Source organism: Aequorivita sp. IT1183 (genome assembly GCF_058068265.1).
The window spans coordinates 505516-531127 of record NZ_JBYRHS010000002.1 but is presented as its reverse complement, the minus strand read 5'-3'; the positions used below and the strand labels follow the sequence as shown (position 1 = coordinate 531127).

The following is a 25612-nucleotide window of genomic DNA, read 5'->3' as shown; positions in this document are numbered from 1 at the left end:
AGCTGTCAACTGCTACTTCTTTTTTATGAGTTTTTTGAGCAAACCCTCGAGTCCGTTTAATTTCAGCTCATACATTTCAGCCATCATTCGCCCCAATTTTCCTTCGGGGAAACCCTTTTGTCTGTACCAAACCAAATAATATTCAGGAATATTTACCAAATAGTAACCCTCGTATTTTCCGAAAGGCATTTTGTAGTTTGCTAGTTCCACCAAGTGGTTTGGGTCTGGGCTACTTCCAAGATTCATATTCGGCGAGTTGTTGAGTGATGTATTTTTGCCAGAAAGCTTCTTTTTCTAGATTTCGAGAATGGTCGCTTTCTGCATCAAACTTTGTTTGCATTGCGCGTCTTTTTTGCTCTACTTGGGTATAAATGCTTTCAATTTCAGACTTTATCTTTTTCGTGAATTTCTTTCCCGCTAAATTCTTTCGAAGCATTCGAGCGTGAAGTTCAGATATATCAAAATGTGCTTGTTCGTGTTTTAAAATGTGTGAATTAACCTTTTCTGGGATAAACCAGGAACCTTGCGGATAGAAAAAACATGTAACAGAATATTTAACGTTCACTTCGTTATTCTTCATTGAATAGGAATATTCAAAACTAATTCCCGTATTGGTGGTTGCTACAAAGCTGGCACTAGGCACAGCTTTTCCTTTAAAATCTTCCCAACTAAGTTTTTGATTTTCTTGCCACAGAATTTTCTCAGTACTGGACTGTGGAATAGATAGAAAGAAAAATATGGAGACAAAGAGTAATTTCATAGTAACAGTTAATCAAAAATAGTACCTAAAAATGTATGTCGTTGTCTTATAAAATGTCCTTTTTATGTCTCGTCGACCGAAGTCAAGATTTACTGTTTTACCCCCAATTAAAAACAATCACCCTTTCAACATCAGGGTGAAGGCTATAATGAACAGGACAAGTACGTGCGGTGTTTTCAAGTATTTTTTTCGATTTCTCATCAATTCCTGCGGGAAAGTTTAAAATCACTTCAATTTTTGAAATTCTACGCGGATCTGCTGCCATAAATTTGGTAACCATTGCCGTGGTGCCGTCCATATTCACTTTCATATCACGAGCTTTTATGCCCATCATGGTAATCATACAGTTTGCAAGTCCGGTGGCGACAGTGTCTGTGGGTGAAAAAGCTTCGCCTTTTCCGTTATTGTCTGTGGGTGCATCGGTTATAAACGTATTGCCTGATTTTAGGTGTTCGTTCTCGGTGCGAAGATTTCCCAAATAGGTTACTTTGGCGGTACTCATTCTACAATTTCAAATTTAAGTTCGTTGTTATACTTTAAAATATACGCAGCTTCATTGCAGTAGCCGTGGGTTGCCGATTTCTCGTATCGAAATTTATTCTCAACATAAATCGTTTCGTTTTCAGGATAAATAGCATCGTAAATGTCATTATCTGAAGCCAATCGCAGAAGCACATCGTAGGTTATATCAAAACCTCGAATGGCATACCTATTGGGATGTACGCCGTATTTATTTTTGTAACTTATTAAAAATGGATTGCGATCGTCTTCTGCAATATTTCTATTTACAGATGGGAAGGTGAAGTTTAATTTTGCCAAACGGGTGCTGGATACTTCGTGCCATTCAAAAGCATCGTTTCTGTCTAAAGTGAATAATCGTGCTTTGTAACTGCCAGACATTGCGGCCGCAGCATTTACCGCGCTACTTATTAAAACTGGATTTTGAGATTCTAAAACCACCCAATTTTCTATTCCATCAGTAGCTACTGCACTAATATCGCTGGATTGTACATAACCGCCGCCGCGAGGCGTTACAGTTTTTGCTGAAGGGATAGCACTCAGAATCATCTCCCGTTGCTGAGATCGCTTTGAATCTGAAATTATAATAATATTTTTCCCTGCACTGTGCTCTTTTATATAGCGAATCATTGTTTTTTGAAGAATTGCATCTGTAGGCAACGTCTGAAACAAATTATCGGTCATTGCCATATCTCGATTACTTAAAGGAGAAAAGACCGGAATCTTGTCATCATTTAGCATAGCCGAAGCCTTTTCAACATTCTTTTGAAGTAGCGGACCAATTACCGCATCTACTTTTTTGAATTCGCTTTTTGAAACTATAGATGCAACCTTACTTTCGCTTTTTTCAGTGTCGTAAACATTCATCGTAACTGAAATACCTTTGTCTTTTGCAAACTCAGCAGCCATAAGTGCGCCACTGTAAAAGTCTAAGGCAACGCGAAGAGTAGGGTCTTTTTTTAATAAATTGGTGTCTGTACTTGTTGAATCGCCAACGTTGCTCATTAAACGGAACGGAAGCATTAAAGCAACCGTTTTCATTTTTTTGTTTTCGATTCGCTTTTCAAGGTTAATTTCTGAAATATCATCTTGAGAAACCAAGGTTTTTTCTTTCGGTATTTTAAGAATCATTCCTTCTTTCAAACCTTCTTTTGCATACGGGTTTAAAGCAACGATTTCTTCTTCAGAAAGATTAAATTTCACCTTCAATCTGTAAAAACCTTCTTTAGGCTTTACTTCATAGTATTGAAAGTTTTCTTCGTCAATCTCTGCATTTTCTATAACTGACTTGTCGGGAACTATAATGGTTGTTCCAACTTTTAATCCTTCCTCTAAATCTGGATTTAGATCATCAAGTTCAGCAATACTAATCCCGAATTTTCTAGCAATACCAAACTTCGTTTCTTTCGCCTTAACAGTATATTTCTGTGTGCCAGGCAAAGTATTTTCTGAGTTGGAGCCAGTTATAACCGTGTTTTTTGGAGATGCGGGAATCAATAATCGCTCGCCTTTATCCAAACCACGGGAATACAACTCTTTGTTCAACTTTTTAATATTGTCAACACTAACATTGTATAATTGGGCTATTCCGTAAAGGGTTTCTTTCCTTTTAACTTTATGCTCGCGATAGTTGTTATCATTAGTCCCAGAGCTAATTATAGAACTGGAAGGAATAATCAACAAACTATTAACTTTTAAAGCATTTCTAGAATCGGGATTGAGGTTGTAAATAGTCTCTTCCGAAATATTATATTGCTTTGCGATGCTATAAACCGTCTCGCCTTTTTGAACTGCGTGACTTTTATACTGTTGTTGGGCTGCAGAGCCACAACTAATCATAAATAGTAAGGTTACAGAAACGTATATTAAACACTTCAACATAGGGATAATCAGTTTTTTAAATTTGCAAAACATAGTCTCGAATTTTATTTATTCCCACTCTATAGTCGCGGGCGGTTTAGAGCTTATGTCGTAGACTACTCTATTAACGCCTTTAACGCGGTTTATTATGTGGTTGCTCACTTCCTGCAAAAATTCGTAGGGAAGGTTTACCCAATCTGCAGTCATACCATCGGTAGATTCTACAGCACGAAGCGCAACTACTTTTTCGTAAGTTCTTTCGTCGCCCATTACGCCAACGCTGTTTACTGGCAGAAGAATTGCTCCTGCTTGCCACACTTTGTCGTAAAGATCCCACTTTTTAAGTCCGTTGATAAAAATAGCGTCAACCTCTTGTAATATACGAACTTTTTCTGCGGTAATATCGCCTAGAATTCTAATTGCAAGCCCTGGACCAGGGAAAGGATGCCTTCCTAAAAGTTCTGCATCTATGCCCATTTCCTTTCCAACGCGGCGTACTTCATCTTTAAAAAGCATGCGTAATGGTTCCACGATTTTCAGCTTCATAAAATCTGGCAATCCGCCAACGTTGTGGTGACTTTTTATGGTAACTGAAGGTCCGTTTACCGAAACACTTTCAATAACATCGGGATAAATAGTTCCCTGTGCCAACCAATCTACACCAGTTAAAAGATGCGCTTCATCATCAAAAACTTCAATGAATGCGTTGCCAATAGCTTTACGTTTTCTTTCAGGATCGCTTTCATCTTTCAAAGCATTCAAAAAACGTTCGGAAGCATCTACGCCTTTTACGTTTAGCCCCATATCTTTATATTGGTGAAGCACGCTACCAAATTCGTTTTTTCTGAGTAATCCGTTATTTACGAAAATGCAATACAAGTTTTTACCGATAGCTTTATTCAGAAGAATTGCTGCAACGGTAGAATCTACGCCACCACTTAAGCCAAGCACTACTTTGCCGTCGCCAATTTGCTCTTTTAAATTTGCAACAGTTGTGTCTACAAAAGCTGCTGGAGTCCACGTTTGTGGGACATCGGCAATATTTACTAAGAAATTTTCTAGCAATTGCTTGCCGTGAGTTGTGTGATATACTTCTGGGTGAAACTGAATTGCATACGTTTCTTCGCCATCAATTCTGTAAGCTGCATTCAAAACATCCACGGTACTAGCCAGTCGCACTCCGTTTTCTGGAAGCTGCGCGATAGTGTCACTATGGCTCATCCAGACGTTTGTGTTTTCAGGAATATCTTTAAAGAAAGCCTCGCCAGATTTTATCATCGATAACTTCGCTCTTCCGTATTCGCGTATGTTTGAAGGTTCAACGCTTCCACCGCTAAAATGCGCCAAATATTGTGCGCCGTAGCAAACCGCTAAAAGAGGTTTATGACCGCGAATCTGTGATAAATCTGGGTGTGGCGCATCTTCCGCGCGAACGGAAAACGGACTACCCGAAAGTATTACGGCCTTAAAAGGATCCAAGTTTTCTGGAATGTGATGGTAAGGGTGTATTTCGCAGTAAATATTCAGCTCCCGCACGCGTCTTGCGATTAATTGGGTGTACTGCGAACCAAAGTCTAAAATGAGGACGTTATTTTGCATAGGCAAAAATACTTTAAATATATAAGTTGGTAAATGAGTTGTGCGGAATTTTTTAATGGCTTTTCAACAGTGGTAATTTTTACTGCGAATACTCGAATATTTTTTAAATATGACTGCTGATTAAACCTAACAGGTCCTTTAAAACCTATTTGTTTTGGATTAAATTTGTATATTTATTCATAAAAATAAATGTTATTATGAAGACAATCATCGTCCATGCTGAAAGTGATAAAATGAAAAAAATCACAGAATATTTGAAAGAACTAAAAGTTACTTTTGAAACTGGAGACGAAGATAGTCCATACAACCCTGATTTTGTTGAAAAAATTAAAAAGAGTCAAGAACAGTATAAAGAAAGTAATTATACAACCGTGGTTCAAGAAGATTTAGAGAAATATTTAAAGTCTTAACAATGGAATATGTTCTAGATTTTACGGGACAGGCCAATGAAGATATTGCTTTTCACAAAAAATCTGGCAATCTAAAAATACTACAAAAAATTTTTCAGCTTTTAAATGATGCCATAGATCATCCTTTTGAAGGTCTTGGTAAACCAGAACCATTAAAATATAATCTTTCTGGTTGCTGGAGCCGCAGAATTAATAAGGAGCATAGATTAGTTTATGAAGTAAAGGGAGATAGGATTATTGTTCTATCCTTAAAAGGGCACTATTAACGGATTTCATTATAATTCCAAAACAGTAAAATTGAAGTCCAACGGATCCAAATTTTCCTTTATTACATCGAGCAATTCCGGTCCGTATTCCAAATAAAATTCAGAAAAGTTAAGCTGCCGTTCCTGTAAACTGTGGTTTGGAAATAATTCATTTTGAATATTTTTTAAACGTTCAATTTCTTCGGTATGTTTTCGTTTTTGGGCTTTCAGCAAACGCTTTTCAAGATTGTCTAAACCGTTTAATTGTTTCTTTTCCTGCGCACCAACAGCTCCCAAAAATGACACGTCGGTTTTTTCGGCTAAGGTGTATAAATCTTTAAACTGCTGTTTTAGAAATTCTTTTTGTTTTGAAAAATCTATTTCAATTTTTGAAATTTTATAGGTATGACGTGTAATAAGCTCGTGCTGCGGAAGAAATAATTCTTCGATATCGGTATTTAATTCTTTAAGTTTTTCTGAAAGATTTTTCGGAATCAAAAGCGCAGAATTCCGAAGTAATAATATAGGGAATGGCACTTCTACCGTATTAAAATAATCTTTTAATTGGAACCAATACGCCAGTTCTCCGCCACCGCCAATGTAACAAAGGTTGGGCAAAATCACCTCTTGATACAGCGGGCGTAATAATGCATTGGGCGAAAATCGCTCTGGATTTTCGTGCAATTCTTGTATAATTTCCTTTTTCGAAAAAGATAGTTCCGTAGCATTCACATAAAACCTGCCTTCCCGCTCAATAATGCGTTCGCGAATATTTTCTACTAAATAAAAAAGATTGATTTCCCGCGGATGAACTTGTTCCGAAAAACCCAAACTTGTAATTTTCTCTGTTGTTTCCGAAACCATTTTAAAGCTGAGGTTTTCTGTAAGCTCCTTTTCAGCATAGGGAATAAAACATCGTTTTAGATCGGCGTCGTTTCCATCAACAATTACAAGCCCGTGTTGATAAAACAAGGTATTCGCCAAATAGCGTGTCGCATCCGCAAGGTTGTCGTGTTTAATATACGCATCGGCAAACTGCGATATAAGTTTTTTGGCATTTTCACTTTCGCCAAACTCCTTTTTTAGTTGCTGTTTCACTTCGTTTAAGCCTTCCGTTGAAAATTCGCCAACAGCGCCAGCAGAAGGTCTATCCCACTTTACTTTTTTTCCGAAGAGGTTGAAATAATTAATTTCTTCAAAATCGTGATCTTCAGTTGCCATCCAATAAACTGGCACGAAATGATTTTTTGGGTATTCTTTATTCAGTTTTTCTGCAAGATTGATTGCCGAAAATATTTTATATAAAAAATACAACGGACCAGTAAAAAGGTTAAGCTGATGCCCTGTGGTTATTGTAAATGTGGAATGTTCTTTTAGCAGATCAATATTGCTAAGCGTAGCTTGAGAAATAGAATTATCGCCGTATTGAAACATTATTCGTTTCGCCAATAAATGCCTTTTTTCTTCAGTAAAATCCTTTTGTTTTTCTTCGAATTGATGTTTGAAATTTTCCAATTTTGGAAAACGTTTATAAAAAGGTTTCAGAGCGTCATCTTCAGCGAGATAATCGCAAATCAATTTAGAGAAATAACTTGTTTTTTTATAAGGAATAGAAAGGGCTGGCATAGGAATTTTAAAACGATTCGAACAAAAATACATTATAATTCAGAATTCAGAATTCAGAATTCTGAATTTGGTAAAACTTTAGTAGTTTTAGACCACCTTTTAAATAGTATAAAATGATGCGTTTTTTCACTCTATTATTTCTAGTATGCCCGTTACTAATCTTCGCTCAACTTCAATCTCCTTCGGAATTTTTGGGGTATGAAATTGGCACTGAATTTTCGCGTCACGCAGACGTGGTTGCGTATTTTGAACATGTAGCAGCCAATAGCGGAAAAGTGCAATATTTCGACTACGGAAAAACCAATGAACGCAGAAGGCTTACTTATGCTGTAATTTCTTCCGAAGAAAATTTGGGAGATTTGGAAAAAATACGAACAGACAATTTAAAGAACATTGGTGTATTAGCAGGCACTGCTTCGCCAGAAAAAGCAATTGTTTGGCTTAGCTATAATGTGCACGGTAATGAAGCGAGTAGTAGCGAGGCAGCAATGAATACCGCTTATAAATTAATTACCGAACACGCAGATTGGCTTAAAAATACAGTTGTAATTATGGATCCCGGTGTAAATCCTGACGGTCGCGATCGTTATGTAAACTGGTACAACCAAATGAAAGCTTCGCCATATAACTCATCGCGAGACGCAATTGAGCACAACGAACCTTGGCCTGGCGGACGACCAAACCATTATTTATTCGATTTAAATCGCGATTGGATGTGGGCAAGTCAAGTGGAAACGCAACAACGTTTAAAAATTTACAATCAGTGGATGCCGCAGATTCACGTAGATTTTCACGAGCAATATATTAATAATCCGTACTATTTTGCACCTGCGGCAGAACCGTTTCACGAAACTATTACGCCTTGGCAACGCGAATTCCAAAATACAATAGGTAAGAATAACGCTAAATATTTTGATGAAAACGGTTGGCTTTTCTTTACTCGCGAAAGTTTCGACTTGCTGTATCCAAGTTATGGCGATACGTATCCGCTATTTATGGGCGCTATCGGGATGACTTACGAGCAAGCTGGCCACGGAATGGCAGGTTTGGGAATTATAAATGATGAAGATATTGAACTCACCCTTGTTGATCGCGTGGCACATCACACCACCACCGGGCTTTCAACTATTGAAGTTGCTTCGCAAAAAGCAGCTAAGCTTAATTCTGAATTTGGGAAATTCTTTAAAAATGATAATTTAAAGTATAAAAGCTTTGTGCTTAAAGGGAATCCAGATAACCTAAAAGCATTGACGAATATGCTGGATCGCCACGAAATTAAATACGGATACGCAAACGGCGGAACCGTTTCGGGCCTTAATTATACCCAAAATAAAAAGGGTTCAATGGATGCAAACGGCGCATTGGTAGTAAGTACCAACCAGCCAAAAGGGAAAATGGTGCAAGTACTTTTTGAACCTAATGCAGCGCTTTCTACGCCGTTGACTTATGATATTACTGCTTGGAGTCTTCCGTATGCTTTTGGCTTGGAAACTATTGCCAGCACTACTTTGGTTTCTGCAAATGCTGCCAACCCGAGTAAAACGGTCTTAAATATAGCTTCGCCAAATGCAGCGGGATACATTGCAAAATGGAACAGTTTAAAAGATGCAGAGTTTCTTTCAACCTTGCTTCAAAATGATATTAAAGTGCGCTTTTCAGAAAATGAACTCGGTTTTGGTGGGAATACTTTTGGTCGTGGTAGTTTAATTATTACTCGAAGTGACAATAAAACCAACGCAGATTTCGATAAAATAACTACCGAAATAGCAAATGAATTAGGTCGCCAACTTTACGCTTCGCCAACGAGTTTCGCAGATAAATTAACCGATTTCGGATCGCAGAATGTACATTTAATTAAAAATAAAAAGGTGGCCATGTTGCAGGGCGAAGGCACATCATCTTTAAGTTATGGCGCACTTTGGCACTTTTTTGAAACACAACTAAAATACCCAATTACTTCAATAAATACAGACGATATTGGCAGAATTAAATGGAGCGATTATGATGTATTAGTACTTCCCGAAGGCAATTACAAAAAGATATTCGATGAGGATGCTTTTAAAACTCTCGAAGATTGGATTTCTAAAGGCGGAAAAGTTGTGGCTATTGGTAGTGCAATGCGAGTTTTTGAAGGGAAGGAAGGTTTTGATCTTGTTAAAAACGAAGATGAAAACACCAAAAAAGAAAAGGATACAGTAGCAAATATGGTTCCCTACGCACAACGCGAGCTGGATGGCACTAAAGATATGATTACCGGAAGTATCTACAAAGTTACGCTCGACAATACCCATCCGTTGGCATTTGGGTATGGCGACACTTATTACAGTTTGAAGCTAGGCAACGATTCCTATAAATTTTTAAGCGATGGTTATAACGTAGGTTATATAAATGGTGAAGCCGAAAGTGTATCAGGTTTTTCGGGCGATGTGGCGAAAAAAGGTTTAAAAAACTCCATCGTTTTTGCTGAAGCGAAAAAGGGGAGTGGCAGCGTAATTTATATGGTAGACGATGTGTCCTTCCGTTCCTTTTGGCAGAATGGGAAGTTGTTTTTAGCGAATGCTTTGTTCTTCGTTAATTCTGGGGGATACTAGTAACTGTAATATTTGCGGTTTACTATTTCAAAAGGAAAGAAGGAAAAAATTTTCATCAGAAATTGATTTCTAAGCCTTCAATTTGCTATTTTATTGCTTTTTGGAGAAATCTACGGTAACATCTTCCGTTTTAATTTCTGAAAGCAACTCTAATTTTCCATCTTCAAAAAGCTCATCAACTGTAGTTAAACTCACGTTTTCCCAAGGTTCTACTTGGTAATTTTCGTAGTCTACAAAACGGAGACCTTTAATTATTCTTGGGTTATACGCTTTTCTAAAACGTATGCCGCCTTTACCTGTAAAGAATTTATAGGCGAAATAATCCACAGTAAATTCATCTTGGCTTATCCAATACATATAAACATCTTCGTGATCGGTACCGCCACCTTCTTGGGCAAAAGTAACTTCCACTTCGTAGTATTTTTTACCGTTTATTTCCGCTTCGCCAACCAAATCTTTATTAACCGCAGGCGCGTTTAAACCGTAAGGTAATTGCACAAAATATAGCACAGAGTTTAGTGAATTGGAGTATTTACTAACAGTAGAATCTGCCAAAGTAAGTTTTGTGCCATTTGCGAATCGATCAAAGTTGCTATTGGTTAATACATCGCGTGTTTCTCCCAACGAATCTGTGATAGTTCGTGTAAGTTCAAAAGTGCCTTGTTGGCGGTGACTACTGTATTTAATATCGCGAAAAGTGAATTTTATAGTTGCAACGTCGTATTTTTCGCCACCAGCATTTTCAATGGTTTTATCGATAATTTGCTGGGCGGTGAGTTGTTTGTTTTCTTCTTTACAGGAAATGAAAAATATAAGGAAACCGATTATTGGGAGGATTCGCATAGGATTATTTTTTTTACAAATATACGAATGAAGTTGAGAATAGTTAGCTAGTCTAATTACATGTTGAACAATCGGATTCCCCAATTAAATTCCCGTTTTCATCAAACTCGTATTTGCAGCATTCGCTAAATTTTTCTTTTAAAATGTCTTTAGAACGCCGAATTCGCGCCTTTACATTTGCAAGACTGATAGCCAAAATTTTTGCAGCCTCATCTTGCTTTTTTCCTTCAATATAAACCAATCCAACGGTTTCTCGATATTTGGGAGGTAAGTCGTTTATAAACTTATCAAAACAGCAATATGCTTGGTTTTTATCCCTAACAGTTTCTTCCACTTCTGTAACTGGGGCTAAATATTTCGATTCATTTTTAAAGTAATTGGCAATCTCATTCCGCGCAATCTGAAAAACCCAAGCCCTTATTTTTTCTTCCTTCTTAACCTGCTGCAGGTTTTTGTGAATTTTCAAAAAGGTATTCTGAAAAATATCGCTGGTGGCAGTTTCGTTTTTCACCTTTTTTAAAATGAAAAAATAAAGTTCTTCATTATGCAGCCGCCAAATTCGTTGTGTTTCCATATTCAAAAATAAAAACAAAGGTTAGCTTTTACACCAACCTTTGCTAATTTAACAACAACTGCATTTTTTGCATTCACATCTTTCACAGGAGCAGGTATTTGCTGCGCAGTCTTTGCAATTGCATTTGGTGCAATCGCAATTGGTACATTTACAAGTATTCATAATATTGCTTTTAAGGTTCGTAAAGTAGACTCATAACTGTTGAAAAGGATACAATTTAATTGAACTTTTTTATGCCCTGTTACTAGCTTTATTTTTCCGAAGTTTTAAATTCAATTAAAAATTGCTTTAGCGGAATCCCTTTTTCCGTTCTAAAATTATTTGAAATTAAAATCTGATACTGCTTATTGGGTTCTAATTCTACTTTTATTATCCAAGATTTATTGTCCTCGGCCCAATATCTGTCAACAACTTTTGGAAAATTATCTTCCCCTAACGGACCATAATCCACGCCAGTGTTGTGCCCGTTAAGCGGTTCGGAAAATTCAATAGTCAGTTGTTTTGTATTCGGATTTACCGAAACACTTTTATTTTCGAATTCCTTTATTTTTAAAACAGTTGGCCGCGAATTGTCAAAATCGTTGTAAAGTGTTTCTATGGGTTTAGAAAAGAACTGGGTTCTGTTTATAAAATCTTCAATTTGTGGTTCGTTAGTGTAGTCTAATTCTATCATTTCCTTAATTGCTGCCTGCTTATCTTGTGCGCTATTGTAATTCAATTCAGCAATTTGATAACCTATATAATAACCTAAATCTCTTGTGTTGAATTCATTAATGGCATCGCTCCAAAGCCATTGAGAAACGTTGTTGCCGTAAAACATTTCTTCTTCAAATTTCTTTTTTACCGCTTGGTTTTGCTTTCCGTAATTTATGGCTGGTGCGTCAGACGAGGTTTGCATTGCAACCGTTGAAACAAATTCTGCTACTCCCTCGTGAAGGCAATATGAAAGTAGGTTGTGCACTAATTCATTTTGCTGGGTGTGTATATATTCGTGCACGTTTATAAGCACCAAACCATTAATAGGATTGCTGTCAAAATACAAACGTCTTCCGACTCTCGTCGCTTCCGGAAATTCAGAAGTTATCGCGTTTTTATCTGCCATTGCAATTTCACTTCCTATTAAAACGAGACTGTCTAAATATGTGCCGCCGGTGCGTAAAGCTCCAATTGTAAAGTACATTTTAGCAGGTTTCATTTCTGGGTAAATTGCTCTTATCTTTTCAATACCGCTGTTTAATTCTTTTTCATATTCATCGGTTTTTAAAGTGTTTTCGCGAATTGAAGCCCAGAATTTTGGATAACTATTTATAGCGTTTATATAATCTGCGGGCGTGTAATTTCTTGCTTGCATAATCCCTTTCAACCCTGCACTTCCTTTTTGGATATATAGGCTGTCCAAATATTTATACTGCAATACGGAATCCTGCGTAGTGGCAATTTTATCATACGCATTCCAAAAGTTGGTGATATCTGTCGTAATAATATTGCTATTTATAACGGTTGCTTTTTTAGCGCAACCAATAAGGCTGAAAACTAATAGCGAAATTAGAAAAGTGTTTTTCATTGGTGGAGATTTCGATTGAAAATAGGAGTGACTAAGCTGCTATGAAATATCAACGTATAAACTTCATTAATATATATTCGGAAAGATTTTTGGAGAAAGGTACAAGTGCAAAACTTGTATAATTTGAAGCTAAACAGCATCTTCATCTTTAGGATCGTAGCCTGTTTTTTTCTTTATTCTACGGCGAATTATAAAAAATAACGCTCCAAATAAAAGGGCGATGAGTGCGCTCCAAAAGCTTAAAAAGTTGTCCCAAACTACCGTTCCCAATTCTTGTAATTTAGACATAAGCACAAATTTGTTATCTACTTTAACCACTACAGCTAGCGTTGCCGCAGTTTTTGGAACCGAAGTGCCCGTGCAATCTGCCGTATCGAAAAGCTCAATATTAGCGCTCACTTTTAAGGTACCAGCTTTTTTTGGGATAAGTGTAAAACGAACATCCGAGCCACTGGGGTGAATGCGAACACATGTTATTTCTAAAGGGGTTACGGTAAAATCTGGGGCATAGGGAGTAATTTTAGCGTATTGTCCAATGCTAGCAGGAATCAATGTTTCATCCTGTACTTTATCGGGGAGCGGGGCTTTTATTATATCTGTACCGCCAATCCAAACTTTTAATTCGCCGGCTTCATTCATTTTAAGATTTTCATCGGTTTCTAAAACTACCTTGTAATCTTCTCTTTTAAAAGGAGTACTGTTAGTAACCGAATCTAACTTTTGCATAGCAATAACACTGGTGCCATCTTTAATTATAATTTCGGTGATAGGGTCTAAATCTAAAGACACTGTAGCGTTTTCATCTATTGAAACAGATTCAGGTGGAGCCTCGCCGCAACTGTATGAAAATATTAAAAAGGCGAAGTAAAAAAAGGCGTTTTTCGAAAATTCCATCATGATTACTTGGTATCGTTTTTATAATCGAATAGGAATGATGCTGCTTTATACCGCTTTTACGAACCTATTTAATTCAAAATAAAAATTGGGGAGTTACTATTTGTAAACTGAGGAGTATCAAATATAAGAGTTTTTTTGAAAAATGCTGTGTTCTAGTGTTTAAGGTTTTATCGAGAATTGATTTCACTAAGCGAGCGTGGTAGTTTGAACTTTTTCTGAAATGCTTATTTTATATTCAAGTTTTGGCTCTGCGGAGATTTCATAGTGTGTATTAATAGTTATTGATGCCATCGTATTTTTAATATCCATTAACCGAAGCGGCGTGGTTAAACCGCTTTCACTAATATTAATTTTCGCATCCTTATAAACTTGTATTTCCGTTAAAAGATATAATTGACCGTATTCTTCCAGCTTTTCAGCAGTTATAACCGTTTGTGATTTTTGAAATATCGATTCATCAGTCTGTGGAGTATTGACTCTATCTTCAGAAAACATAGCTTCTTTACTTACCTCAAATACTTTTTTCTCTTTGTGATAGTGGTTGGCTTCAATTTTATCTGCAGCAATTCCTTTTGGTGAAAAGCCTAGAAACAGTTCTATTTTTTCGGGGATAAATAGGGTGTCTTTCTTTACTTGTTGCATCAAATTTAGAAATATTGAAACCTGTTGCTCCTTCGCCAAAGCATTTTGCATGGTTTCACTTAGTATAATATCTGGCTCATTTTGTGGGTCTATTTTATAAGTAGTTGCATCATCCTGCACTAATGTAATAGTATAATCCTCCAACCCTAATTTTGAAATTACATTTTGCAGAATTTTAAAACTCAGCGGATTCACTTCCACTAAAGTATAGTGGACATTCTGTGCCGAATGTCGCAATAACAAAGGCAGAATCAGCGTTGCAAACGGCCCCGTGCCAGCGTATAAAATATGAAGTTGATTTTGGCTTTTAAGTTTATCTTTTATAGCGCTATCGATGCCTTTTATAAACTGCCGCGTTCTAAGCAAATCGTCTAAACACGTGGCCGTATAATAAGTGCCAAGCGCTTTGCCATTGCTAAACTCAAGATCGGTGCGGCCAGCGTCAACATCCATCTCTTCGCCGCAGAGCTCGTTTAAAATGGCTTTGTACTCGGTAGTAGCTTGCAGTAAATTAGCGTAGTGCAGTTCGTCTTCTAAATAGGCTGCCGTGCAATTGAGGAGGGATTGTTTTGTAGGCATTGGGGGTGAATGTTTTTTAATTGCTTGATGGTGGAAGGTAAGGATTAAAAACTATTTTGATGAATTGGAAGAGGATAGGATTTAAAAATCAATGAATAGATGTGCTGTTTCTTACTTCAGTTCTTTGGTAATCAAAGTTGTTTTGTGCTCTCTTTATTCGTGATTAGTTTTATATCGAAATAACCATTTTAATCGTTCATCAACTTCTCGCAATTTCGTGAGTAATTCAGATTTTCCATTGCCGATTACTTCTACATTTTTTAATTTAATAGCAGTTCCAGCCATGCATACCATTAACATACCTTTTCCTGAACCAATTTCTGAATAATCAATATCGGTTGCTATTACTGCATTTGCACCCAGATCCAATGCCTGTTTTCTTAATTGTAGGAAACACATATCTTCTCCTGCTTTCAACTTTACGTTGTGCCTTCCTGATTGCGCTCCAAAAAAGTCTGTAAATGACGATGTAAATTCCGTTATAACACCAGTTCCAGTAGATGATTGACCAGTTACCATTCCGATAATCTCATAATCCCAGTTCAATGGTGTATGTACAGAAATTACAGGAATGATTGTAATTAGCCTCTGTATTTGGTCTGTTAGATTTCTTCTTTCCGAAATTATTTGATTAGTGTATTTTTCGTAAAGCTCCTTTCCGCACTTTGAACAATAACCTTCGGCTTTTGTTTCATTATATTCATTGATGATTGAGGTATCCATTTTCGAGTATAAAGAGTTACTCGATATTATGCCGCTTTTTATCACAGATTGGCAGTTAGGACATTCTTTAATTTGGCTCATACTGTTTTTATTCTATTGAATGATAATCTATTATAAAAAAGAAAAAGGAATGGTTTTAAGCGATAACTTTTTGAATTTACCTCAAGCTTAAATTCTTTCTATCTCGGGTTATCGTAATTCACTAAAAGCCAAATCAAGAGATTTAGCAATCTCGCAAATATGCCTGAATCATTGGGTTTAGCACTTGCTTGCCATATTTTTTTCATACAGTGTTGGCAGAAGTTTTTATTCCCAGCTATGACTATTTAAAAAATGGATTGTATTATCTAACTTTAGTTTAGTACTTTCATCAACACCTTTATTATCTTTATTAAAATTTTTAATTATATCATTTTTTACATTTTCAAAAGATGTATTATTCAATTTACTTTCGATTATTTTAAATACATATTCTAATTCTTCGACCTCACGGTTTTCTTTATAAGGGACCAAATATTTAAATGTTTTTTCTTTTATCGTTTCCATTATTTTTGAATTATATTCAAATTCTTGAAGAAAAGATTTATCGATTATGGTTCCCGCCATATTAAAACTTTCCGATTTAATATGTGCATTTAACAATCCAATTCCATACATAATATTTGGACTATAAGTAAATCCTTTGGAATTTTTAACATTACCTGAAATCATCTCAAATTCGTCTAAGATTAATACACCACGACAAGGAAAAGTGTATTTATTTAGCATAAAATTTAACTGCGAAGAAACTTCTACAAAGTTTATAACACTTTTCTCAGAAAAATCGTCCGTCCAGAGAATAATGGTGTCGGAAATATTTAAACAGTTAACTTTACTATATTCCAAGTCAGCAATCACAGTGGCTTTGTTTATCTTTTTTGTTTTTCTTAAAGTCAAAGAGTTTTCAATGTCTCTCAAAATATGACCTACTCGAATTGAAGTTAATTCCTTAGTGTTATTTTCAATAAATTGCTTATAACCAAGCAAGTCAAAATAGGCAATTAAATTTTTACTCATTTTTCTAAATGTTCGTTAAGGTACATAGTTTACAAAGTTAAAGGCACATGCTTTAAACTAGATTTTGACTTAGCTTAATTGTCACTTATTTTCACTTATTGTATTAAAGCTAACCACTACGTTACAACTTTTAAAATATAAAATAAAATTAAGCTGTGAATCAAAAAAATTGGCGACATTGCTAATACACCTGAAATATTGGGCTTAGCACTAAATTGCCCTATCTTTTTTATACAGTGTAGGCCACTGGCCTATACGATGCTCCTCAATTCGTTTTGAAAGTCTATAACCTTCGCTTTATTGTCCCTTTTCCATCTCGTGAATATTTTAGAATATGTATTTCCAAAAAATCTTTTATTTCCAGAATCCTCAAACCATCTTTTGTGAACGCTTTTATTATTTCCTTGGTAATTGCCAAAACAGGTTTGTTTTGTAAAATTGGCATTATCATCCCAGAAAGGGTCGTTATCAGATAATTCTTTTAGGAATTGATACATAACTGTTTCTGGTCGACTTTCATCTGGTAGAAAAACAGTTTTATTAGGTCTCTTTTTTTTTGCAAATCTTTTCTTTACATCTCCATCTAAAATAAATCCTACATCTTTAAAAAGACTATGTTTTGTTTGAGACATAGAAACAATCGTACCTTCAGGAAATGGACCTTTTTCAACTTTCAGCATTTTTTTTAAATCAGTTCCATTTAGTAAATTATTCGTCCAATGTTGAGCAATATTGTCCTCGCAAATAAAATTCTTTTTGATAATTTGATTAGTTTTTTGGATTTGATTTTTAATTTTATTTGCTACATAATCATAAGTTGGATTTAATACATTATTTACAAAACCATCACGAATGATTAGGTGGTTTATTATTGTGTCATCTCCAATTTTGGTTTCCAAATGTTTAATAATTTCTAAAGAATGAGTTGTAAATATAATTTGCAAATCGAGATTTTCTGCGTAGCGATATAGTTTGTCAACTAATTTAATTTGCGAACCGGCATATAATGATGCATCAATCTCATCGATTAAAAGTATACCGCCACTATATTCCTTATTAAGGTCGTCCTTTAATTTTTGGAATGAAAGTAGTGCTGATAAAATCTGACCAATATTATCTTGACCAGCGGAATTTCCTAAATGACTATAATAGTCTGTTTTCATTGCTAATGTATTTTTATTAGCTGATTTAACTGCCTCAGGATTAATTTTATCGTCTATAAGAAGTAGAATTTCTTTTGATAGGTTAGAAAATGTATTTATATATTTATCAGGAACATTTGTAGTTTTAATACGTACATTTTTTTCGGTTGCAAACGGGATTAATCTCTTTAAGCCTAAATAAATTACTGGATAATCCAAAGCTTTTCCTCTGCCATCAAAATCAGTTCGATAACGAATTTTAGATTTTTCAGTTTCTTTTAATAGACGTGTAGTTATTATTTTTTCTTCAGATATTAGTGTTTCTTCGTTTTTATAAGTAAAAGTTACTTTGTAATTTTTATGATAGTCATTGGTAGGACAAAACATAAACACATTGCTGAAATCTTCTTTAAAATATTCATCAGTTAAGCGTTTATTCGTTTTCTTAAAGTCACAAAGTTGAGCGACCCAACCTAAGATCGATGATTTACCTGTCCCATTTTGGCCAGAAATTACGGTTAATCTTTTGCCGAATTTTATAGTTTCAGATTTGATATGTCTGAAATTTTCTATTTCTAATTTTTCTATATCCATATTTTTTTTCGGCTTGTGGGCAACGTACATATAATTGAATATCTAAACCTTAATTGCGTTCATCCCACTCTTGTGAGCAAGTCTATTTTCAAATATAATTTAAAGTAAAATTCCCCCATTACGGAATACCACAATGGAGAAAATTAATTACCCTCCTTCGCACAACGCATGAGTGTTTAATAAAACTTCGGCGACATGCGGGCGGAGGGAATTAATTGCCCACTTTCGCATAAAGCTTCAGTGGACTATGGGGAGAATTTCAAATATAGGTTTTTATTTATAACTAGCATATAGCTAGAAAGTAAGAAGATACGTACCCTAAAACTTAAAAAAAAATTACACTTCAATCGTTCTAAAAGTAAGATTAACCCTTGGTGAATCTACTTTTTTAGTGGGAGGTAAACGGTGTAGCCAGTGCTTTTGAGTGGTGCCGGTCATAATTAAAAGGCTGCCGTGCTCTAAGTTTAGGGTCACGGTTTCTTTAGTGTCTTTGTGTTTAAAAGCAAATTTGCGCTCCGCGCCAAAACTTACTGAGGCAATCGCACCATTCTTTTTTAAATCTTTTTCGGCATCGCTGTGCCACGCCATGCCTTCATCGCCAGAATGGTAGAGATTCAGCAAGCAACTATTAAATGTTTCGGCGCTTTCGGCTTCAATTTGTGTTTTAAGTTGGCGTAATGCTGCCGTCCACAAAAGCGCTTTTTTGGTGACTTTAGAGTAGGTGTATTCAAATTCGCGATCGCCGTACCAAGCTATTTTTCGCTTTGTAATAATTTTTTTTCCGAAGATAATGGCTTCGTCGTTTTTCCAATCGATTGTATTGAGGAGCGTTTCGTAATAACGGCTAGCTTCTGCTTCAGAAAATATTTTTCCGTAGTAATAAACTTCGCCGTCTTTAGGCAAGAGATTGCGGTTGCTATCCATTTCAAATTCGAACAATTTCATAGACGTCAAAGCTATTCTTTTCTTCTTAAAATATAAACAAAAATATGTGGGTGTATCGTGCTGCGGCAGTAAATGGCTAAAAAACAATATTTTAAAACCCAATTTCAGATTAATCTTTACCACTAAGTCACAGAAATTATAGTATCTTAGATTTCATTTTGAACTAACAACCAATAACCAACACTATGAGTATAATTCTACTTTTAATAGGCGTACTAGTTGTCGTGGCACTACTGTTCGCGATTGTTTACAACCGTTTTGTAAAAAACAAAAACGTGGTAAAAGACGCTTGGAGCAATATAGATGTTGCCCTAAAACGCCGTTACGATCTAATCCCAAACCTTGTGGAAACAGTAAAGGGATACGCAGCACACGAAAAGAAAACTTTGGAAAGTGTAATTGCTGCCAGAAACACTGCAATGGCGGTTCCGTCTGGCGATATAAACGCGCAGATTAAAGCGGAAAATCAGCTGCAGCAAACTCTGCGAAGTATTTTTGCATTAAGCGAGGCGTACCCAGATTTAAAGGCAAATGCTAGCTTTTTAGACTTGCAGCAAAAACTAAATGAAATTGAAGAGAATTTAGAGCGCAGCCGCAGATATTACAACGGCACTGTTCGGGAAAACAATACTTATGGCGAAAGCTTGCCGGGAGTGCTTTTTGCTGGAATGCTAAACTATCAGCATTTCGACTATTTTGAAGTTGACGAGGCTACGCGCGAAAATGTAAAAGTGAGTTTTGATTGAAATTTCGAGTTATTGAGTTTTGGGTTACTTGTTTATTAAGCGAGTAACCCCATAACTAAATCGCTATATTATTTATTATGAATTGCACGCTGCCCAAAAATACTACAACTTACAATTATCTGTTCTTTAAAAAACTATTTCTGCTTTTTATAGGAATGCTTTTTTTTCTGAATGCTACTGCACAAGATTTTATTGTAAATAAATCTCAGGTGGATATCTACATCCACGAAGATGGTTATTTTGATGTAGTTGAAGTTTACGACCTTACATTTAACCAGGAAAGGCACGGTATTTTTAGAGCGATTACAACCCAATACGACTTACGCAACGCTGATGGAACGCAGGAAGACAGGAAGATTGTAATTAGGAATATTGACGTTCCTACCCATAAATTTGAAGCTGAATTCGACTTTGTGCAAAAGCTAAGTGACCGACTTGAGATAAAGATTGGCGATAAAGATGTAACGGTGATTGGGCCGCAGCATTACGAAATTAAATACAGGGTTTACAATGCTTTTCTTTTTGAAGATGAAAAGATAGTTTTCTATTGGAATATTAAGTCGGATGAATGGTATACGATTTTTGAAAAAATAGATTTCAACGTTCATCTACCCGGTAATGCGCCTTTAAGTTTGGACGATATTTTTGTTTACACAGGTTTTAATGGCGAAAACAAGGTTACTAGCGATTATGAAATAAAATACGATAACGATGTTTTTAGTGCTACGAGTCTTCCAGATTTTAGATCGTATGCTGGCGAGAACGTTACAGTTTTAATAAATCTGCCTTTAGGGACTGTGAAGGAAATAAAACCGTGGTGGCCCTTTTGGACAGATTCTGGTTGGACCCTAATTTTAGGAGGTTTATTGCTTGCTTTTTATGGTGTTTGGAATAAATACGGAAAAGATGATAGGGTAGTGGCAACCACGAGTTATTTTCCGCCCAGCGGAATAGATCCACCAATGGCCGGCTTTTTAATAGATGATAACGAAGACACGCAAGACCTTTTGTCATTAATTCCTCATTGGGGATCGAGAGGGTTAATTACAATGACTCAAATTCCGAAAAAAGGTTGGTTTGGAAAGGAAGATACCAAACTAATTAGATTGCGACCCTTGCCCGATGGCGCTCCAGATTATGAAGCCGAAATATTTAATGGTCTCTTTGGTAGCGGTGCAATACAAGGAGAAAAAGAAGTGCTAATTAGTAGTTTGGTGAATACATTTTATACAAAAATGGCGAGTGCCAAAGCAATGCTGAAGGCGAAGGCACAAGTATATTACGAAGCAGAAGCCAAGAAAATGCAAACCCGAACAATTGTTGCAACCTTGCTGATTGGTGTTTTACTATTCTTTGTCTTTTTAATTACGTGGGGACTTTTTGCGGCTTTGGCTGTAATTCCGGTAACGATATTTTTATTGTTTATGAGCGTGCATTTGGTGAAGAAAAATTCCAAAGGCACCGAAATACTTTCAGATTTAAAAGGGTTTAAAAACTTTATAAAAATAGCCGAAGAAAACAAACTGAAAATGCTCTTGCGCGATAGCCCTTCTTATTTTGAAACTACAATGGGTTATGCGCTCGCTTTTGGTTTGTTCGATCAATGGGCGAAGAAATTTGAAGCGTTAAATCTGCAACCGCCAAGTTGGTACACATCTTCTACCGGTGCGTTTACGATGCACAATTTTTCAAATTCGTTTGCTGGTTCTATTTCGGATGCAAAAACTAGTATGGTAAGTTCGCCATCCAGCAGCGGTTCTGGTGGTGGTGGATCTTCGGGTGGTGGTTTTGGCGGCGGCGGCGGCGGAAGCTGGTAGTAAAATTATAGCTAAACCAAGCTGCTATTTTTCGTAATACAATTTAAATACTTGATACATTTTCTGTGCTTCCACTGTTGCGCTTACCAAATAATAGGTATCTGTCTTTTCAACTATTTCATATAAATACCTATCGCCGGGGATGCTTAAATTAGCGCGCGTTTCGTTATTGCTTTTTATAAATTCAAGTTCAAATTGGTTAGTACCAGTCCATTCAAAAGTTAACTTGGAATAGGTATTGTCTGCAAAATCATCTTGCCAAAAACCATCTTTAATAGTCACATTTGTTTTTATTCCGTCGGCTTCAAAGTAGCTGAAGTTTTCTGTTTTCTTAAAACGCTTTAAATCTTTATTCGAAATTTTAGCTATTGGTTTTTCTGTGGCTAGAACAACATCGTCTTTGTGTGGTTCCAGTCTTTGCAGTAGCTCCTGAAAAACCACACAATTACGCTGTAGTCTGTAATATAAACGTTTTTGAAAATCTTCCAGCTCATCTATCGGCACATCCGCCAAAACGCTATCCATAGGGTCGCGGAAAAGAATATCCATTTTTATTTCATCATTTTCAATATAATCTAATGTTGCCAAATAACTGCAAAGTTTATCTGAAGCGGCATCCACTTCTTCAACGTTTTGCGCAAATAGGGCTGTGGTGAAAAGGAGAATAAATGATAAAAGGAAGTTTTTCATTATTGAATTTATAAAGTTTTCGAAGCAATTTTAAACAGCCACATTATATTCCCGCAAAGCATCATTCAACGATGTTTTTAGGTTTGTACTTTCTTTTCGTTGCCCAATAATTAAAGCGCAGGGCACTTGGTATTCTCCCGCAGGAAATTTCTTAGTGTAACTCCCTGGAATTACCACCGAACGAGCAGGAACCGATCCTTTTGTTTCAACTGGAGTATCGCCTGTTACATCTATAATTTTAGTAGAAGCGGTAAGCACCACATTTGCGCCCAAAACGGCTTCTTTACCCACACGAACACCTTCAACCACTATACAGCGCGAACCTATAAAAGCGCCGTCTTCAATGATTACTGGTGCGGCTTGCAGCGGTTCTAAAACGCCGCCAATGCCTACACCGCCACTTAGGTGTACATTCTTACCAATCTGTGCGCAGCTGCCCACTGTGGCCCACGTATCTACCATTGTGCCTTCATCTACGTAAGCACCAATGTTTACATAACTTGGCATAAGAATTACACCGCTGGAAATATAAGCGCCATGGCGTGCAACAGCGTGTGGTACCACGCGAATGCCTTTGGCTTCGTAACCAGATTTTAAAGGAATTTTATCGTGATATTCAAAAATACCGACTTCAATGGTTTTCATTTTTTGAATAGGGAAGTAGAGCACGATGGCTTTTTTAACCCATTCGTTTACTTGCCAGCCGTTTTCAGTAGGTTCTGCACAACGCAATACGCCCAGATCGCAAAAGTTTACCACTTCGCGAATGGCTACAATAGTTTCAGTTTCGGAAAGTAGGGAACGGTCTTCCCAGGCTTTTTCTATAGTTTGTTGAAGGTCTTTCATATTTTTTTGCAATCAAGATTAAAGGGAATCAAGAACCAAGACAGGCAAATTAGACGCTTTCGTCCTGTTTCCCATAAGTCATGTTTCCTGTTTCTATTTTCACAAATATAAAACCTCCAATTCAATTAACTAATGATTTTTAGTATAGTAATTCACAAACACTTATTTTTGCAATCTCTATGGGAAGAATTTTAGCATTAGATTACGGTAGCAAACGAACAGGCGTCGCTATTACAGACGAGTTGCAGATAATTGCTTCGGGTTTAACAACGGTGGCCACTTCTGAATTGATGGATTTTTTAAAGAAATATATTGCTTCAGAAAAAGTAGAATTGGTTTTGGTGGGCGAGCCAAAGCAAAAAGATGGAACCCATTCCAACATAGAAGTAGAAATTCAGAAGTTTTTAAAGAAATTTTCCAATGTTTTCACAGATATAGAAGTGAAACGTGTCGACGAACGTTACACCAGTAAAATGGCTTTCCAAACAATGATAGACAGCGGCCTAAAAAAGAAACAACGCCGAAACAAGGCATTGGTCGATGAGATTAGTGCGACAATAATTTTGCAGGAGTATCTTTATAATTTATAATGAATATTGTTTAATGAATAATTTCATTTTTAAAATTTTATAAATATGGAAAAGGATTTAAAACTACGCTCCAAAACCTTTGCGCATCAATGTGTTAAACTGGCTATTTCACTACCTAAAACAAAATTGGGAAGTCATATTGAAGGTCAGCTTATTCGATGTTCAACGTCAGTTGCAGCTAATTATAGAGCAGCTTGTTTGGGGCAATCAAAGAAGAGTTTTATAGCCAAACTTAGTATTGTTGTTGAAGAAGCAGATGAGAGCAATTTTTGGATTGAATTTTTAATGGATGAAAATCTTTTGCCTAAAGAAAGCTGTGAGCCTTTGCTCAAAGAATCTGCAGAATTGACTTCCATTTTCATAGCTTCAAGAATTACCGCCGAAAAAAATTTAAATAGATAATTATTATTCAATATTCATTAGCCATTAAACATTAATAAATGATTTTACCCATAATAGCCTACGGCGACCCAGTTTTAAGAAAGGAAACCGCAGAAATAACGAAAGACTATCCTAAACTGGATGTGGTGCTCGAAAATATGTTTGAGACTATGTATGAGGCGCACGGCATCGGTCTTGCGGCTCCACAGGTAAATTTACCTATCCGTCTTTTTATAGTAGATGCAAGCCCATTTGAAGATGATGAAGATCTTACGGAGGAAGAACAAAAATTTGTTTCTACCTTTAAAAGAGTATTTATGAATGCCCGAATTATTGAGGAAACTGGTGATGAATGGGCGTTTAACGAAGGTTGCTTAAGTATTCCTGATGTGCGCGAAGATGTTTTTCGCCAACCAAACATCGTAATTGAATATGAAGACGAAAATTTTAAAAAACACAAAGAAAGTTTTAGTGGAATTGTAGCGCGAATTATTCAACATGAATATGACCATATTGAAGGTATTCTCTTCACAGACAAGCTTTCACCGCTGAAAAAACGATTGATAAAAAGCAAATTAGCAAACATTTCTAAGGGCAATGTGGGCATCGATTACAAGATGAAATTCCCTAATGCAAAAAAGAAACGTTAACTCGCTTGTATATATTAATCAAACCAAAGATATTTGTATCTGTTAAAAAATTTTAAAGGTATTTTATGAGCTTAGAAAAAGTGCTTTCCATTTCCGGTAAACCTGGACTTTATAAATTAAAATCACAAACCCGTGCGGGCTTTTTAGCCGAATCGCTTTTAGACGGTAAAACTATAAACGTAAGTGGACGCCACAATGTGAGCCTACTTTCAGAAATAGCTATTTATACCCTAACGGAAGAAGTTCCACTTCGTGTAGTTTTCAAAAAGATTTTTGAAAAAGAAGATGGAAAGGCAACCATAGACCACAAAGGTTCTAAAGAGGAATTAGAAGAATTCTTCTTCGGTATAATGCCAGACTATGATGAAGATCGCGTGTATTCAAGCGACATCAAAAAAGTGGTGCAGTGGTATAATATGCTCATCAAAAACGGAATCACAGATTTTTCTGAAGCTGAAGAAGAAAAGAAAGGCGACGATAATGAAGCCGGCGATGCAGCTAAAGAAACAAAGAAACCAGCTGCTAAAAAGAGCGCAGCACCAAAGAGTGCCGCTCCAAAAACAGCATCACCAAAGGCTTCTTCTGGTAAAAAAGGAGGATCTACTAAAAGTGCAGCATCACGTAAAACCTAGTATTTAGTTACTAGATTTTTGAATTATAAAATCCCTTTACCTACTCAGGTTTGGGGGTTTTTTATTTCAGAAAAATTCACGCAAAATACAT

General features: G+C 36.3%; 26 protein-coding genes. 9 read left to right on the top strand and 17 right to left on the bottom strand.

What is annotated here, in order from left to right; translation table 11 throughout:
* Positions 1 to 12 precede the first annotated feature (12 nt).
* From AC3RVF_RS05325 to guaA, 5 genes are all read right to left on the bottom strand, one after another.
* Positions 13 to 246: a DUF3820 family protein gene (locus tag AC3RVF_RS05325; protein WP_489690735.1), complete on the bottom strand. Its 234-nt coding sequence runs from the start codon at positions 244 to 246 to the stop codon at positions 13 to 15.
* A complete protein-coding gene (locus tag AC3RVF_RS05320) occupies positions 230 to 760 on the bottom strand; it encodes a DUF922 domain-containing protein (RefSeq protein WP_489690736.1) in 531 nt (176 codons plus the stop codon). The genes AC3RVF_RS05325 and AC3RVF_RS05320 overlap by 17 nt, the downstream gene beginning before the upstream one ends.
* A 97-nt stretch (positions 761 to 857) precedes the next feature.
* Positions 858 to 1262 carry an OsmC family protein gene (locus tag AC3RVF_RS05315; protein WP_489690737.1) on the bottom strand — a complete coding sequence of 135 codons (405 nt, stop codon included), beginning with the start codon at positions 1260 to 1262 and terminating at the stop codon, positions 858 to 860.
* Positions 1259 to 3193, bottom strand: coding sequence for an amino acid ABC transporter substrate-binding protein (locus AC3RVF_RS05310; RefSeq protein ID WP_489690738.1), 1935 nt, complete (start codon positions 3191 to 3193; stop codon positions 1259 to 1261). The genes AC3RVF_RS05315 and AC3RVF_RS05310 overlap by 4 nt, the downstream gene beginning before the upstream one ends.
* Positions 3194 to 3208: 15 nt before the next feature.
* Positions 3209 to 4738, bottom strand: coding sequence for a glutamine-hydrolyzing GMP synthase (gene guaA, locus AC3RVF_RS05305; protein WP_489690739.1), 1530 nt, complete (start codon positions 4736 to 4738; stop codon positions 3209 to 3211).
* 197 nt (positions 4739 to 4935) lie between these two features.
* On the opposite strand from guaA, the gene AC3RVF_RS05300 reads away from it, so the two are divergent.
* Together AC3RVF_RS05300 and AC3RVF_RS05295 are read left to right on the top strand one after the other, a co-directional pair.
* Positions 4936 to 5148 (top strand): DUF2683 family protein, encoded by a 213-nt coding sequence (locus tag AC3RVF_RS05300; protein WP_489690740.1) that lies wholly within the window; start codon positions 4936 to 4938, stop codon positions 5146 to 5148.
* A gap of 2 nt (positions 5149 to 5150) precedes the next feature.
* Positions 5151 to 5414, top strand: a complete 264-nt coding sequence (locus tag AC3RVF_RS05295; protein WP_489690741.1) for a Txe/YoeB family addiction module toxin — start codon at positions 5151 to 5153, stop codon at positions 5412 to 5414.
* A 9-nt stretch (positions 5415 to 5423) separates the two neighbouring features.
* Here the strand turns inward: AC3RVF_RS05295 and bshC are convergent, their stop codons facing one another.
* Positions 5424 to 7019 carry a bacillithiol biosynthesis cysteine-adding enzyme BshC gene (gene bshC / locus AC3RVF_RS05290; RefSeq protein ID WP_489690742.1) on the bottom strand — a complete coding sequence of 532 codons (1596 nt, stop codon included), beginning with the start codon at positions 7017 to 7019 and terminating at the stop codon, positions 5424 to 5426.
* A 113-nt stretch (positions 7020 to 7132) separates the two neighbouring features.
* On the opposite strand from bshC, the gene AC3RVF_RS05285 reads away from it, so the two are divergent.
* A complete protein-coding gene (locus AC3RVF_RS05285; RefSeq protein WP_489690743.1) occupies positions 7133 to 9610 on the top strand; it encodes a M14 family metallopeptidase in 2478 nt (825 codons plus the stop codon).
* 90 nt (positions 9611 to 9700) lie between these two features.
* Here AC3RVF_RS05285 and AC3RVF_RS05280 read toward each other — a convergent pair whose 3' ends face one another.
* From AC3RVF_RS05280 to AC3RVF_RS05240, 9 genes are all read right to left on the bottom strand, one after another.
* On the bottom strand, positions 9701 to 10453 hold the full coding sequence (locus AC3RVF_RS05280; RefSeq protein WP_489690744.1) for a DUF6503 family protein: 753 nt from the start codon (positions 10451 to 10453) through the stop codon (positions 9701 to 9703).
* A gap of 52 nt (positions 10454 to 10505) precedes the next feature.
* A complete protein-coding gene (locus tag AC3RVF_RS05275) occupies positions 10506 to 11027 on the bottom strand; it encodes a sigma-70 family RNA polymerase sigma factor (protein WP_489690745.1) in 522 nt (173 codons plus the stop codon).
* A gap of 250 nt (positions 11028 to 11277) precedes the next feature.
* Entirely contained in the window at positions 11278 to 12591 is a 1314-nt protein-coding gene (locus tag AC3RVF_RS05270; RefSeq protein ID WP_489692941.1) for a gliding motility protein GldB-related protein, read from the bottom strand.
* 129 nt (positions 12592 to 12720) lie between these two features.
* Positions 12721 to 13488 (bottom strand): hypothetical protein, encoded by a 768-nt coding sequence (locus tag AC3RVF_RS05265; RefSeq protein WP_489692940.1) that lies wholly within the window; start codon positions 13486 to 13488, stop codon positions 12721 to 12723.
* Between the two features lie 186 nt (positions 13489 to 13674).
* Positions 13675 to 14709, bottom strand: a complete 1035-nt coding sequence (locus tag AC3RVF_RS05260; protein ID WP_489692939.1) for an SAM-dependent methyltransferase — start codon at positions 14707 to 14709, stop codon at positions 13675 to 13677.
* A 153-nt stretch (positions 14710 to 14862) separates the two neighbouring features.
* Entirely contained in the window at positions 14863 to 15432 is a 570-nt protein-coding gene (locus tag AC3RVF_RS05255) for a heavy metal-binding domain-containing protein (protein WP_489692938.1), read from the bottom strand.
* Between the two features lie 306 nt (positions 15433 to 15738).
* Complete coding sequence (locus tag AC3RVF_RS05250) at positions 15739 to 16488, bottom strand: hypothetical protein (protein WP_489692937.1); 750 nt, start codon at positions 16486 to 16488, stop codon at positions 15739 to 15741.
* Between the two features lie 251 nt (positions 16489 to 16739).
* Positions 16740 to 18224 carry an ATP-dependent nuclease gene (locus tag AC3RVF_RS05245; protein ID WP_489692936.1) on the bottom strand — a complete coding sequence of 495 codons (1485 nt, stop codon included), beginning with the start codon at positions 18222 to 18224 and terminating at the stop codon, positions 16740 to 16742.
* Positions 18225 to 18560: 336 nt separating this feature from the next.
* Positions 18561 to 19169 (bottom strand): alpha-ketoglutarate-dependent dioxygenase AlkB family protein, encoded by a 609-nt coding sequence (locus AC3RVF_RS05240; protein ID WP_489692935.1) that lies wholly within the window; start codon positions 19167 to 19169, stop codon positions 18561 to 18563.
* A 185-nt stretch (positions 19170 to 19354) separates the two neighbouring features.
* Between AC3RVF_RS05240 and AC3RVF_RS05235 the strand changes: the two genes are divergently transcribed.
* Both AC3RVF_RS05235 and AC3RVF_RS05230 read left to right on the top strand, forming a co-directional pair.
* Positions 19355 to 19915, top strand: a complete 561-nt coding sequence (locus tag AC3RVF_RS05235) for a LemA family protein (protein WP_489690755.1) — start codon at positions 19355 to 19357, stop codon at positions 19913 to 19915.
* A gap of 77 nt (positions 19916 to 19992) precedes the next feature.
* On the top strand, positions 19993 to 21732 hold the full coding sequence (locus AC3RVF_RS05230) for a DUF2207 domain-containing protein (RefSeq protein WP_489692934.1): 1740 nt from the start codon (positions 19993 to 19995) through the stop codon (positions 21730 to 21732).
* A 24-nt stretch (positions 21733 to 21756) separates the two neighbouring features.
* Here AC3RVF_RS05230 and AC3RVF_RS05225 read toward each other — a convergent pair whose 3' ends face one another.
* Both AC3RVF_RS05225 and AC3RVF_RS05220 read right to left on the bottom strand, forming a co-directional pair.
* Entirely contained in the window at positions 21757 to 22422 is a 666-nt protein-coding gene (locus AC3RVF_RS05225; protein WP_489692933.1) for a hypothetical protein, read from the bottom strand.
* 30 nt (positions 22423 to 22452) lie between these two features.
* Positions 22453 to 23268: a 2,3,4,5-tetrahydropyridine-2,6-dicarboxylate N-succinyltransferase gene (locus AC3RVF_RS05220; RefSeq protein ID WP_489690758.1), complete on the bottom strand. Its 816-nt coding sequence runs from the start codon at positions 23266 to 23268 to the stop codon at positions 22453 to 22455.
* A gap of 179 nt (positions 23269 to 23447) precedes the next feature.
* Here AC3RVF_RS05220 and ruvX point away from each other — a divergent pair, with 179 nt between their 5' ends.
* The 4 genes from ruvX to AC3RVF_RS05200 all read left to right on the top strand — a co-directional run bounded on the left by ruvX (position 23448) and on the right by AC3RVF_RS05200 (position 25521).
* On the top strand, positions 23448 to 23858 hold the full coding sequence (gene ruvX / locus AC3RVF_RS05215; protein WP_489692932.1) for a Holliday junction resolvase RuvX: 411 nt from the start codon (positions 23448 to 23450) through the stop codon (positions 23856 to 23858).
* Positions 23859 to 23903: 45 nt separating this feature from the next.
* Positions 23904 to 24260 (top strand): four helix bundle protein, encoded by a 357-nt coding sequence (locus AC3RVF_RS05210; protein ID WP_489692931.1) that lies wholly within the window; start codon positions 23904 to 23906, stop codon positions 24258 to 24260.
* A 38-nt stretch (positions 24261 to 24298) separates the two neighbouring features.
* Entirely contained in the window at positions 24299 to 24889 is a 591-nt protein-coding gene (gene def / locus AC3RVF_RS05205; protein WP_489690761.1) for a peptide deformylase, read from the top strand.
* Between the two features lie 65 nt (positions 24890 to 24954).
* Positions 24955 to 25521 carry a DUF5606 family protein gene (locus tag AC3RVF_RS05200; protein ID WP_489690762.1) on the top strand — a complete coding sequence of 189 codons (567 nt, stop codon included), beginning with the start codon at positions 24955 to 24957 and terminating at the stop codon, positions 25519 to 25521.
* The last annotated feature ends 91 nt before the right edge of the window (positions 25522 to 25612 follow it).